The sequence below is a fragment of the Arcticibacterium sp. GJ41-1 genome, from assembly GCF_055808875.1.
The window spans coordinates 2,911,452-2,924,934 of record NZ_CM147888.1; the positions used below are offsets into that span (position 1 = coordinate 2,911,452).

The window sequence follows — 13,483 nt, forward strand, 5'->3', positions numbered from 1 at the left end:
AATAGGCTAAAGGCCCAAAGCTAATAGCCCTAAGCAATTTAAAATGATAAAAGTAGGATTAGTAGGATTCGGACTCTCAGGTAGATGGTTACAAGCACCATATTTTGTGTTAAACCCAAATTTCCAGTTGAAGTACATTGTTACCTCTCAAAACATTGGGCAGGAGCTTTTTAAAGGCACGGAAAAAGCCGCTGATTTAGACCAACTTCTTGCCGACCCTGAGATAGACCTTATTTCTATTTGTTCGCCGAGTAGCACACATTTTGACTATTGTAAAAGAGCTTTAAATGCAGGTAAGCACGTATTGGTAGAAAAACCAATGACGGCTACTTATGAAGAGGCTCAAGAATTAGTGGCTCTTTGTAAAAAAGTGAATAAAACACTGATGATTTATCAAAACAGACGTTTTGATGGAGATTTTATGACGGTTAAGAGAGTAATAGAATCTGGTGTTTTAGGCGAAATACTTTCTTATGAAGCTAGATGGCATCGATATAATCCAATTTTGAATAAAAAACCTTGGAAAGAAGCGGTTACTCCTGCCAATGGTATTATTTATGATTTAGGAGCTCATTTGATTGACCAAGTTATTTATTTATTTGGAAATCCAGAGAGCGTAAATGGCGATGTTTTCATTCAAAGAGAAAATAGTAATATAGACGATGCCTTTAACATGAGGATGGATTATGGCAAAGTTAAGGTGAAGTTGAGTGCAAGCTTGATGGTGAAGGAATTTGAACCAAGGTATGTAGTTCACGGAACCAATGGTTCGTTCATAAAACATGGTTTAGACCCACAAGAAGACCATTTAAAGGCAGGAATGCTTCCTGGTATTAATCCAGACTTCGGTTTTGAGGCTATTGAAAATAATGGTCAATTAACTGCGAATCTTGCTGGAATGGAAATGAAAGGTGAAATAGACACTTTTGCTGGCGACTGGATGCAGCTTTATAATAACTTAGCTGATGTAATCTTAAACGGAGCTGAGCCTATCATCAAACCTGAAGAAGTAGCTGAGCAGATTAGGGTTATTGAGGAAGTCAAGAAGGGGTAATATTCTCATAGAACACGCCTGCCTGTCGAGAGACAGGGATTAGCACGGATTGGACACGGATATTATTAATAGTATTCGTGTCTTATTTTGTTAGGTCGGTTTAATCTTGAAGCCCTTCAGGCTTCTGAGTTCGGAGAGCTATTTAATTTCTATTCAACTTCAAGCCCATTCGGGCTTGCTAAAAGTAACAATATCTAAAGTACGGAAACCTCGGAGGGGTTAAATATGAATAGAAATTTAAAAGTAATGGATGATGAGAGCCCTGAAAGGGTTGAATTTGAAATAGGATAAAAAGTATCTTGAAGCCCTCCAGGCTTCTGCTTTAAGGACATAATACATTTCTATTCGTTTTCAAGCCCATTCGGGCTTGCTAATAAATTTATTACTGTCCGAAGTAAAGTAACCCCGGAGGGGGGGGGGATGTGAAATACGATGAAAAGTATCTTGAAGCTCGTCAGGCTTCTGAGAGCTATCTAATTTTTTCTGTATTCAAGCCCATTCTGGCTTGCTAATAAATTTGATAGTGTCGGAAGAAATGTAACCCTGGAGGGGTTAAATATGAATAGAATGAGTAATCGTCGCAATGTTCACAACCCCGAAAGGCTTGAATATGAAATAAGGAAAAGGCGATATGGAACTCTTAAGGCTTCTGTTTTGAGTGAGATAATAAATTTGATATTGTCGGAATTAGAGTAACCCCAGAGGGGTTAAAAATGAATAGAAATTTAAAAGTAAGCGATGATGACAACCCTGAAAGGGTTGAAATAAAACAAAAAAGACACGAATAAAAATATCCGTGTCTAATATCAGCCTGTCGGCAGACGGGCTATAAATCTCTGTCTGCCGACAGGCAGGCGTGTTCCATTCAAAAGGAAGAAAATCTATTCCCAAAGTTTCAAAGGATAAGCTCCATCATTCACTAATTTCTGAATAGAAGCCTGAACGTCTGGTTTATCGTCTGGATATGTTACTCCGAACCAATCAGACGATGTATCAAAAACTTTACATTTTCCTACGCCTTCGCCCATCATTTGACTCATGATAGTTGGGATATAAAACTCAGCTTTTGGAGCATCATAATTCTCTTTTGCGTAAGTTTCAAAGTACTCCTTAGTCTTGGTAAATGCACTCGGCATAAAACCCCAGAAATTCATAGAAACAGGTGTATTTTCTCCTAAAGGTTCAGGTTCTCCGTTGTCTAAGAACTCTATTTGACCAGCTTCGTTTCTTAATATTTTAGTACGCTCTACTACAGAAGTAAGGAAGCCATCATTGTCTTTTTCACAAACACCTCTAGAAACTGTTCCGTTTTCAGAAAGCGTATTTTTAACTTGATATCCTACCATGGCATGAACGTTTTGTTCGGTATTGGTAGATAAGAAGTTAGCCATAGTTTTATAGGCTTCCGCACCATAAAAATCATCTGCATTAATAACTGCAAATGGCGTTTCTGTTTGTTCCCATGCACAAAGCATAGCATGACCCGTACCCCAAGGTTTGGCTCTTTCTATATTTCCTAAAGACTCAGGAACATAGCTTTGAAAGCCCTGAATGGCATAATCATAATCAATTTTACCAGTCAATTTTGGACCGAAGGTCTTCTCAAAATCTTCCCTTAGTTCCTCTCTGATAATAAAGACTACTTTACCAAAACCAGCTCTGATGGCATCATAAAGTGAATAATCTATAATAGTTTCGCCATTAGGTCCAAATTGGTCTAATTGCTTAATTCCTCCATACCTGCTACCCATTCCAGCAGCTAAAATCAATAAAGTTGGTTTGCTCATTCTTCGTTTCGTAAATTGTGACGCAAAAATAGAAATCTCGAATAGACTTCTATAAATTTGAACGAATTAATCCTATTTATTATATGAAATTATCCTTTTGGAAGCCTTTAATACTGTTGCTTCCATTCTTGAGTTTACATGCTCAAGATTTCCCCGCCACTTCCATGAATAAATCAGATTGGGAGGCTACTGGTGCTCAATGGCGTGATGCACTTTCCATTTCAGTACATCCTTTCGAAGATAAAATGGAACTTACCAACGGCACAGGTATCTTATTTGTGAATGGTAAATCGGTCTTGAAGTCAAAGAAAAAATTCACTGATTATAAAATTGAATTTGAGGTTTTACAAAACAAAGACACAAAGGCTTCCTTTATATTAGGAAATGGCTTAAAACTTAATCTGGACCAGTCTGCCAACCAAAAGAATGGCAAGTTTGGTAGCATTGTTACTGCAAATAATGCAGTGCAAAAGCCAAAACAAGAAGTTTGTAAATTACCCGGACTATGGCAAAAAGTGGAATTAGCCTACACTTCCCCTGTAAATGGTGGCTTAGCCGTACTCGAAAAAGTAGTTTTAAATGATGTAATAGTTTTTGAAAATTATATTGTTCAAAATCCAATCTTAGACCCTACGTCTATTGCTTTTGATGTTTCTGAAGGTTTGCTGGCAGTCAAAAATATTAAATACATAGAATTAGGATACAGAACTCCTATCAGCTTGTCTAATTTGAATTACACGCTTCAAGAAACACATGGATGGCAAGAGGAGTGGGCAGCTACGGAAACTGCACCAATAAAAGGGAAATCGGAGGAATTACGAATTGATATCCCTCATGATTTCAGATGGTTTTCGATAAACTATACGGGCGATATAGATGTAGCCCAAACAGACAAATATGCCATTACGATAGAATACTCAGGATTTGGGTATTTGAAAATTGATGGAAAAAAGGTGCTAGGAGCAGATGATTTGGTAAATCGTCAGCCTCTGACGGCTTTAGTGGAACTGGAAAAAGGAAAACACAGCTTTGAGTATTTTTACAGAAGAATGTGGCAAAAACCAGCTTTCGGACTTTATGTTTCGGGTAGCGATTTTAAACCTTATGGTCTTCATCCTTATAAAAGCCTTCCAGCACCGGAATTACCAGGAGGAATTTTTGAAAACCCAACTGGAACACGAGCTCAAATGATTCGCTCGTTTATGGATTTTAAAGGAGAAAAGAAAACCACTACACTCTCCATTGGTACAGCAGAAAAGAAAAACTATTCTATTGATTTGGCGGATGCTTCTATGCTTTATGCATGGAAAGGAGACTTTGCCGATGTAACAGAAATGTGGTTTAACAGAGGGGAACCTCAATTATTAAAACCTTTAGGTCAGGTAATTACTTTATCAGGAAAGCCAAGTTTCTTTTTGGGTAAAAATGATGTTGTTCTTTTCAAAGAATACTTTATTGACGATAGAAACCTACCCACTTACCTACATACCCTAAATGGTTCGGCGGTAAGCCAAAAGATAGAACCCGTGAAAAATGGCTTTGAATACACTATTTCGGCTGAAGACAAGGATGTCAATTACTTACTGGGAACGGGTGAAAAAGTCGAAAAAGTTGGAGATACCCTGTATAGAATAGATGACTATTACATTCAATTGGCAAAGAAGGTTGCCTTAGAAATTAAAACAGAAAATGGGATTAGTTCTCTTTCTGGAAAGGCAAATGCTATTGAATCATTCAAATTAATCTGGTAAAAAATGAAATTGTATATAAAAAATATAGGCTTAATTCTTCTGCTCTTTTGCTCTGTTTCTGAAACAATAGCTCAAGGAGTTCTAAAAACGGAAGAAGATTATTACAGGATAGAAAACATTCCTACTCCAGAAGGATTAGAAATGGAAGTAGGAGGGATGGCCGTTTTACCAGATGGTAGATTGGCAACCACCACCAGAAGAGGCGATGTATGGATGATAAACAATCCATATATGATTAATAACACGCGTCCTACTTTTAACAAATATGCCGAAGGTCTTCACGAACCTCTAGGTCTCAACTTTATTGATAATAAGCTTTGGGTAACACAAAGAGGAGAAGTGACTGTTTTGGAAGATGTGGACGGAGACGACCGTGCAGATGTGTATCAATCTTACTATCAATGGCCGCTTTCTGGAAATTATCATCAATATTCTTACGGTCCTGTTTTGATGCCAGATGGCAAAAAACTTTTCACATTAAACCTAGACTGGATAGGACATGGCTCTTCTCAATCTAAATGGAGAGGCTGGATGCTGACATTAGATGAGAATGGAAAAATGGAACCGTGGGCTGCAGGATTAAGGTCGCCTGCTGGTTACATGGTAAATGATGTTGGCGATGTTTTTTATGCCGAAAATCAAGGTGACTGGGTAGGTTCTGGAAGAATGACGCATTTAGCGAAAGGAGACTTTGCGGGTAACCCAGAGAGCCTTGTTTGGTCTGGCGAGCCTAATTCTCCTGTAAAATTGAAGCCAGAGGATATTCCTGATACTGGAGAGCCATTATTTGATATAGCTCAGCGTGTGCCTGGTATTAAACCGCCGGCTGTTTGGTTTCCTCATACATTGATGGGTATTTCTACTTCAGACATTGTTCAAGATGTATCTAAAGGCAAATTTGGACCCTTTGAAGGACAATATTTTGTGGGTGACCAAGGGCATTCTACCATCATGCGAGTAGCTATGGAAAAAGTGAATGGCGTCTATCAAGGTGCTTGTTTTCCTTTTGTAGAGGGCTTTATGTCGGGTATATTAAGAATGCGATGGGGACTAGATAATTCCATGTTTGTGGGAATGACAAGCCGTGGGTGGTCAAGCACAGGGAAATCTAAATTTGGATTACAAAGACTAGTTTGGTCTGGTGAGGTACCTTTTGAAATTAAAGCCATTAAGTCTGCATCGGACGGATTCATCATTGAATTCACTAAAGAAGCCAATAAATCAGCAGCTTTAAACCCTGCCTCTTACGATATAAAAAGCTTTAATTATAAGTATCATCACACATACGGAAGCCCAATAATCAATCAAAGACAGGTAAATATTAAAGGTATTTCACTTGCTGATGATGGTAAGTCGGTTCATGTAGCTGTAGACTCTATGCGTTTGGGTTACATATTTGGCATAACTGCCGCTGGCTTAGAAAGCGTAGAACAAGAAGAACTCTTGCATAATGTGGGCTATTTTACCCTTAACTCTGTAAACAAGGCTGTTGCTGCTTTAGATTTAAGCAAATACGCCGTTACTAGTCATGAGCATCACAAAATGGATATGACAACGACTAAGGTGGTTGATATAGTTTCTGAGAAACGCGTAAATACAATGCCTGAAAGCTGGAATGGCCAAGCCGATGTAAATATCACATTGGGTACAAAACCAGGTTTGAAGTTTGACAAAACCAAAATTCAAGTAAAAGCAGGAAGCACAGTCAAAATTACATTCAATAATAATGACGACATGCTGCACAACTTGGTGATAGTGAAACCAAACACCGTGGACTTAGTGGGGCAAAGTGCTCAAAATATGGGACTTGATGGAGCGGATAAAGCATACATCCCAGACTCTGACAATGTACTTTACCATACAGGTTTAATGCAACCAGAAAGCTCAGAAAGTATCTATTTCACAGCACCTTTAGAAAAAGGCGATTATACTTTCGTATGTACTTTTCCTGGGCATTATACGCTTATGCAGGGGATTTTGAGGGTGAGGTAGGTTCGGAAAATTTAAAAAAATAGAGACCTCTTTGCGAAGTATAATTTTTGCGGAGAGGTTTCTTTGGTAAATGAGCTAATTATTTGGCTGTTTCCGAAGTCTCATGATAATTGGCGTATCCAAAATTCTAAAAAACAAGTCTTCCCCTTTTTCCAAATATTCTATTTCTAAGTAGATACCGTTCTTTAAGTCAATTGCACTTTCTATAATAATACGATTCTTTAATTTATTCAACTCCCATTTTAGTTCTTGATTATTTAGGTCAGGGTATTCTATATCGAAGTGAAAAGAATTATCGATATCAAAGTGAAATTGACTGCCTTCAAAGGCCTCTAGTGCTGCTTTTACCTCTTCTGTTTCCTTTTCATCTAAATCATCAAAGCCTTCTGAGATATAACGCACTTCTAATACTTTCCAAGTACCAATGAGCTTATCTTCCAGTTCAATTTGAGCAAGAATCGGAAAGGATATTAGTATGAAAATACTTAGTAAAAGGCTATTTTTCATTTGTTCGAAACCTGCAAAAATGGATTAATTATTATATACCACTTTTTAGTTTAGTTATTCTTGCGTATGTCCTTTTTCTGATCTTGCCTTTTATAGCATAGCTCCAACTCTGAAATTTTCATTCCCAGCCTCGAGTTCGACGCGTTTAGTGGTTCCAACTTTGCCGAAATGCCTTTCTTTAAAGTCTTCTAAAGTCATTAAACTATTCTTTTTCATCTTCGTACTCTTTTTTATCTATAAGCTCTTTCTCTCGGCCTCGGCAAAGCTTGCAGCTTTGTTGTTGTGATTTCTAACCAGTGGGGAAGGTGTCGTTTTCAAAACTAGCTCTTTTCTGGCTATAGTTAATTAGCGTACCATAGACTTTTCGGAGAGATGCGGTTAATTCTGCAAAGCTTATAGCTTTCTAATTATTTCCACTTTGGATAACACTCAGGAATATTTGCTAAGACGCTCTCTTTCAAATATTTTTGAGATGCGGAGTCATTCATTATTTCACTTATTGCATCTAACTGTTCCATTGTTTTTATACCAACAATAGTTGAAGTAACTTCTCTGAATAAGGAGCAATAGTTAAGAGAAAAGCTAATTATATCTTTTAATTCAATACCATTGCTGTTGATTTTTCTTAACTGGCTAATGACCCATTTAATCCAATCGTCGGGTAAAGTTGAGCGGAAATCGTTTTCATCAAATTTGGGTTCACTTGTAATATATTTGGAATTAATTAATCCTCTAGAAAGTGGACTTCTGGCAATGAAATTCATTTTCTTTTCTCTCAATAAAGGAAAGAGTTCCGTTACAGGTCTCCGTTCAAAAACATTGAAAACCCATTCTATGGTGGAGCCAAAATTAGCTTGAGCGGCATTTTTAGCCCCGTTTATGCTAATACTACTAATGCCAAAAGTTCCTATTTTTCCTTGCTCCTTTAATGTTGTAAGGATATTTTGGTCAAAAGAAGTCCAATCTATAGAGTCAGGCGGATTATGAAGTAAAAGAACATCAATTTGTTCTGATTGAAGACGCTTTAGACTCTGTTCAACCTTTAAAATGAAATCATTATTTAGATTGCAGTTAGTGATTTCATCACTGGTGAGAGCTATTTTGGAGCAAATCAAGGGCTTTTTCTTTGCGTTTGCCATTGCCTTTCCTAAAAGCATTTCGCTATTACCATTATTATATCCTTGAGCGGTATCATAGAAGTCTATTCCAGACGACATCGCTCTTGTTAATAACGCTACAGCCTTTCTTTCGTCTATGTCACCCCATCCGTTTGGCTTCCCATTTGAGGTATGATTCCCTGCTATTTGCCAGCAGCCAAATCCAATAGGATTAGTTTCACGATTCAAATCATGCCAAAGCCTTTTTTTAAGCATTGTCTTTGAAAAGTCTGAACTCTAGGGCTACTCTGGTTTTATCTTCTTCATTGTTAATTGCAAGACCATGAATAAGATGACTCGAAAAAATCAAAACTTGCCCACTCTGCACATTGGATCTAATAAAGCTATTATCACCATCCCAAGATTTAATCATTCTTACTCTATATTTATTTCCTTCCATCATGCCTCCGTCAAATGTTCTGCTGATGAGCTTTTCATTTACTTTATGGCTTTTAGGAGCCAATGGAAGAGATGATTTGTTGGTAACACCAGCAATAGGAATCCAAAAATTCACGAACTGAGGGATAATTGAATCATTATCTACTCCTTCGTAAATATCCTTATGAGGTGGATTATAATCATTAGACTGAGGTCTATTAATTCGTACTATTATATGAAGCTTCTTTTTAGTAGCAGGATCTACATCTGTTAAATTAAAACCTAGTTTATCTCCTAAACGGCTAATTAATTGCGTGATTGGAAATTTGAAATCCTCTTCAAATAAATCTCTTGTTTTAGAAACAATTTTATAATGGCTAGCATTATCTTTTACAAAGTGATGATAGTTTTCAAGATTAAAATTCTCTGGAAGGATAGAAAGTTCTTTTTTTATGATTTCTTCTATGCTATTAATTAGCCCCTTTTTAAGGTCAGTAAACTCTTCTTCATTTAATAAGTCCACTTCCGTAAAGCCTTCATCATACCATGCTTGTCCAAAAGTGATATCTGAATCTGCTTTTGAAAGCACTTCGTCTTCACCAAATTGAAGAACAGGGGAGCCTTCAATTGAGACAGTATAATTATTTCCATTAATCTGATATTCTATATCCTTCGCCATTCATTTCATTTTTAATTAATATAAATGTACTGACTAAATATATGAAAGGAGGTATGGGAAATGATATTTTTAAGAGCCCAATTCTTCAATTCTAGTGCATCTTATTTCCAACCGGCAGCCGTGGTGCCAAAAAAGCTTTAAAGCATTAGAATGCGGTTTAAAGAAATACGTATATGATTTCATATTTTTACACATGCTTCAAATCAAAAACTTCAAGAAGGAATATCAGGGTCATTTGATTCTTGACATACCAAGTTTAGCCATTCCAAAAGGTGTTTCCTGGTTTCAGGGTGTTAATGGTTCTGGGAAGTCAACCTTTTTTAAGGCAATTTCGGGTATTATTCCTTTTGAAGGAGCCGTGCTTTTTGATGGTCATTTAGATTTACAGAAAGAACCCGTAGGATTCCGTCGAATTATCAATTACAGCTTCGCAGAACCTCGTTTTCCTGATTATTTGTCAGGGAAAGAGATTTTAGATTATTATCAGGCTATTTATAAAACCGAGAAAGGAGAGATAGAGGAATTAATAGAGCTTTTCGGCGTCGCAGTTTTTTATAAAACAGTCATTTCCACCTATTCCAGTGGCATGCTTAAGAAAATAAGCCTAATAGCTGCAATGATTGGCGAAGCCAAGATTTTAGCCCTAGACGAGCCATTAACAACAATAGATAAAGAATCGCAGGAGAAATTATTAGAAATCCTAGCCAAAAAAGTAAACCAAGGAGTCAACATTCTGATAGCCTCCCACCATGAATTGCCAGAAAGTAACCTTAAAGTGGAGCATCATTTTCTAGTAGAAAATCAAACGATAATATATTTAAAGAATAAAGAAACATAATTCCTTATCACCAAAATACTGTCCGAAGCACAATGAAAACTCATAAAAACCAGTGATATAATACGACTGCAAGAGTATAAAGAGTTTTCATTGTGCAAGTTTATTTTGGTTACGGCTTTTGATTACTTTTTGCCAAAAGAAAAAGTAATGCCCGCCCGGCAGGGGCAACGGAAGAACAAGAATTAAAAACTAAGGATTATAAAGAAACGTTTGTCCTGATTTTGGCAAAATCCAAAATCCCGCCAAACGAAAACAAATGGTAGATTCATCTATTATTAACATATCGCTCCTATGGAGCTATAACCTTTTAAAGTTTTAAATCATGAAATTAAAAAGTAGATAATTCCTTATCACCAAAATACTGTCCGAAGCACGGTGAAAACTCACAAAAAACAATGATATAATACGACTGCAAGAGTATAAAGAGTTTTCATTGTGCAAGTTTATTTTGGTTACGGCTTTTGATTACTTTTTGCCAAAAGAAAAAGTAATGCCCGCCCGGCAGGGGCAACGGAAGAATTAGTAATTAAAACCTAAGAATTATAAATAAACCTTTGTCATGATTTTGTGAAAATCCAAAATCCCGCCAAACGAAAACAAATGGTAGATTCATCTATTATTAACATATCGCTCCTATGGAGCTGTGACATTAAGCAAAAGGCAACTAACAACCGACACCAAACACCAGACAAAAAAACATTTGATACTCCTAAAAACCATATCAAAACAATACTACACACAGAACATAGCATTCTATCTGTTCATCTTGCTCTTTGCTTTCGGTTTTTTACGCGGAACCGAGCACGTAGCTTTTGCCAAACTCTTTATGGGCAATGCCATTTTACTTTTATGGGCTGGTCTTTTCTGGCTACTCCATGTGGTTAAAACCAGCCTTTTCTTTCATCGTACCTTAAAACTTCCTGAATACGCTTTTTTGCAGGATTTCACCCTCTTACCTAAGTCTAAGCAACTCTTTGACCTTTCAATATTGCAGTTAAACCTAAACGCTCCATTTATCGCCTATTCTTGCTTTATGGTGGCTGTAGCTATAAAAGAAGAAGCTTTTTTAGGAATTATTTGTGTAGCTGTGGCAAATTTGCTATTGCTTATACTGCCTATTATTCTCAAGTATTACAGATTACACCATTTCAGTTTCGACTTTAAGATAGATGCACTCGCTAGCAGCAAAAGTATTTTCCCTAACTGGCCAGTACTTTACTTTTTAAGACACCTTTTGCAGAAACAACCCATTTTGTTTTTCAGTACTAAGTTATATGGCTTGTTCTTTATCGTTGGCGGAGCCAAACTATACTTTACAGATGAATACGACGAAAGGCTGTTATTCATTTGCTGCTTATTCACCGTGGCAGGGCAATTCCCTTTAGGCAAAGAATTTGGGCTATTCTCAGCCAATTATATGCCTTTTGAGCGAAATATACCTTTCAAAATTTCCAACTTACTATTGCAAAGAATTTGGACAGCAAGTAGCTTGGTCTTTATTGATTGCGTGTTTTTAGGATATTACTGGTATGATAAAATTGACGCAATTCACTTGATTTCTTCTATCATCTTCCTTTGGTCTAACATGCTCTTTTGGCTCACTTATAATTATGCTCCCAGAGCCTTTGAAGATGCTCATTTGAAAAGAATCTATTTTGGGGCTATCGTTATTTTTCTGTTAATCATGTTTAAGGTACCAGTCTTATCTTTCGGTATTGTCATTTCTGTACTATCTTGGTGGATATTAAAACGTAATTACTTTACTTTTGAGTTTACGCCCACAGATACCAAATGAGATTTCTATTAGTTCTTATTCTTTTATCTTCCTTTGCTGCTAAAGCCCAAGAGGTTTTTAAGTTTAAAGGAGAGATTAAAAACCCTACGGAAGAAAAACTGGTGCTTACGCTCTATAAGAATTGGGTGGAAGAACCGGAGGATTATAACTTGTTTTTAGACAGTGCAAATCGCTTCTCTTTTGAGGTTTCGCTAGACGAAATAGCTTACCTAGACATTAATTATGGATTAAATGGCGTGCTTTTTCAAATCATTGAGCCAGGAGATAATATCTTCCTTGATGTTAACACTGATGATTTTTACGAGTCTTTTCTTCCATCTGGAAAGGGGAGTGAGAAGTGGCTTTACTATTTGAGCCATCGTAAAAGATTTGAACTAGTTACGGATGCCGAGCGTGAGCTTTTTAAATACATAAAAGATGGACCAGAAGTTTATGGCGGAAAGCTTAAAGCTCTTCAAAGAGAACAGCTAGCTCTTTTAGACGAATACAGGCGAAATGTCTCCGAAGATTTTTTTAGACTTCGCCGTGCAGATATTACAGGAAGAATAGACCAATACTATTTAGATTTTCTGATTTCGAATGACATGTTAAACATGGTCATGAATAATTTTGAAATGAAAAGCATCAATCCCAAACTGCAAGACAAGTCCTTTGAGTACGGTTTTTTCGTAGAAAGTCTGTTAGATGCTTATAAAACGAGTGTGGGCACCGTAGATGATGAAGGTATTCTGGATGATTATACCTTTTTAAAGTATGCTTTTACACGTGATTTGATTGGAAAGCCTATTGCCGAAAGGCTTATTTCGCACAAGATAAGTGCCGATTTAGATATGAATGGCTATACCATTGACAATGAAACGGCTTTAAGGAATTTTGCTGGCTTTGCTAAAAATCAAGCCTATTTGAATTTTCTAGAATCAAAGTTTGCTATGCTGAAAGGCAAAGCTTTGGGCGAAGCCGCACCTAATTTTACTTTGACTGATACGGAAGGTCAAGCTTTTTCGTTAAAAGATTTCAAGGGTAAAAAGCTTTTGATATTCTTTTGGGCGTCTTGGTGCGAACCATGCCTTAAAGACCTCACTTATTTACCTATTGTCAACAACTACTTCAAAAACAGCAAGAATTTAAACATCTTGAATATCGCTACGGATACGCCTGAAGATTTTGCGATGGTGGTCTCAAAAGGAGAGCAAGCAAGCAAGTCTGCAAGGATTGACCCCAATAGTGCGTTTTTGAAAGCTTACGGCATACATACGGTGCCCAGTTATGTGTTGTTAGACGAGAATGGAAACTGGCTAGAAGATAAGCTAATTGAAGCTTCTTTTGATGAAGGGAGAGGCCTAATTAAGCAGCTAGAGACTATTTTTTCTAAGAATTAGGATTTAATAAAACGTGCTAAATTGAAGAAACATACCGTTCTCAGAGTAAAGTATAAATCTTATGACTTCCATATATCAGCCTGTACTGTATGAGTACGGTCAAAATTCCTGCTCAATTTTAATAAATAAGCTTAATTGATAATAAGAATTTTGAGTGTGCGAGTTT

At 36.8% G+C, this 13,483-nt stretch carries 11 protein-coding genes; 6 read left to right on the forward strand and 5 right to left on the reverse strand.

Translation table 11 applies throughout. From position 1 onward, the window contains the following. Positions 1-43: 43 nt before the first annotated feature. Positions 44-1,054, forward strand: a complete 1,011-nt coding sequence (locus AC0L6O_RS12100) for a Gfo/Idh/MocA family oxidoreductase (RefSeq protein WP_473302657.1) — start codon at positions 44-46, stop codon at positions 1,052-1,054. An 881-nt stretch (positions 1,055-1,935) separates the two neighbouring features. Here AC0L6O_RS12100 and AC0L6O_RS12105 read toward each other — a convergent pair. Continuing rightward, complete coding sequence (locus AC0L6O_RS12105; RefSeq protein ID WP_473302658.1) at positions 1,936-2,841, reverse strand: nucleotidyltransferase family protein; 906 nt, start codon at positions 2,839-2,841, stop codon at positions 1,936-1,938. 83 nt (positions 2,842-2,924) lie between these two features. On the opposite strand from AC0L6O_RS12105, the gene AC0L6O_RS12110 reads away from it, so the two are divergent. Together AC0L6O_RS12110 and AC0L6O_RS12115 are read left to right on the forward strand one after the other, a co-directional pair. Continuing rightward, the gene (locus AC0L6O_RS12110) at positions 2,925-4,592 is read left to right on the forward strand and encodes a 3-keto-alpha-glucoside-1,2-lyase-like domain-containing protein (protein ID WP_473302659.1); all 1,668 of its coding nucleotides are present in this window, start codon (positions 2,925-2,927) and stop codon (positions 4,590-4,592) included. Between the two features lie 3 nt (positions 4,593-4,595). Next, positions 4,596-6,584 carry a plastocyanin/azurin family copper-binding protein gene (locus AC0L6O_RS12115; protein WP_473302660.1) on the forward strand — a complete coding sequence of 663 codons (1,989 nt, stop codon included), beginning with the start codon at positions 4,596-4,598 and terminating at the stop codon, positions 6,582-6,584. Between the two features lie 75 nt (positions 6,585-6,659). Here AC0L6O_RS12115 and AC0L6O_RS12120 read toward each other — a convergent pair whose 3' ends face one another. From AC0L6O_RS12120 to AC0L6O_RS12135, 4 genes are all read right to left on the reverse strand, one after another. Further along, positions 6,660-7,091, reverse strand: coding sequence for a hypothetical protein (locus AC0L6O_RS12120; protein WP_473302662.1), 432 nt, complete (start codon positions 7,089-7,091; stop codon positions 6,660-6,662). Positions 7,092-7,181: 90 nt separating this feature from the next. After that, positions 7,182-7,307: a hypothetical protein gene (locus AC0L6O_RS12125; protein ID WP_473302663.1), complete on the reverse strand. Its 126-nt coding sequence runs from the start codon at positions 7,305-7,307 to the stop codon at positions 7,182-7,184. Between the two features lie 191 nt (positions 7,308-7,498). Then, entirely contained in the window at positions 7,499-8,464 is a 966-nt protein-coding gene (locus AC0L6O_RS12130) for an aldo/keto reductase (RefSeq protein ID WP_473302664.1), read from the reverse strand. Beyond that, entirely contained in the window at positions 8,457-9,305 is an 849-nt protein-coding gene (locus AC0L6O_RS12135) for a phytanoyl-CoA dioxygenase family protein (RefSeq protein WP_473302666.1), read from the reverse strand. Before AC0L6O_RS12135 ends, AC0L6O_RS12130 begins: the two co-directional genes overlap by 8 nt. A 193-nt stretch (positions 9,306-9,498) precedes the next feature. Between AC0L6O_RS12135 and AC0L6O_RS12140 the strand changes: the two genes are divergently transcribed. The 3 genes from AC0L6O_RS12140 (at position 9,499) to AC0L6O_RS12150 (ending at position 13,317) form a co-directional block, all read left to right on the forward strand. Beyond that, positions 9,499-10,143 (forward strand): ABC transporter ATP-binding protein, encoded by a 645-nt coding sequence (locus AC0L6O_RS12140; RefSeq protein WP_473302667.1) that lies wholly within the window; start codon positions 9,499-9,501, stop codon positions 10,141-10,143. A 700-nt stretch (positions 10,144-10,843) separates the two neighbouring features. Continuing rightward, positions 10,844-11,938, forward strand: a complete 1,095-nt coding sequence (locus AC0L6O_RS12145) for a hypothetical protein (RefSeq protein WP_473302668.1) — start codon at positions 10,844-10,846, stop codon at positions 11,936-11,938. After that, positions 11,935-13,317 carry a TlpA family protein disulfide reductase gene (locus AC0L6O_RS12150; RefSeq protein WP_473302670.1) on the forward strand — a complete coding sequence of 461 codons (1,383 nt, stop codon included), beginning with the start codon at positions 11,935-11,937 and terminating at the stop codon, positions 13,315-13,317. The genes AC0L6O_RS12145 and AC0L6O_RS12150 overlap by 4 nt, the downstream gene beginning before the upstream one ends. Positions 13,318-13,483 lie beyond the last annotated feature (166 nt).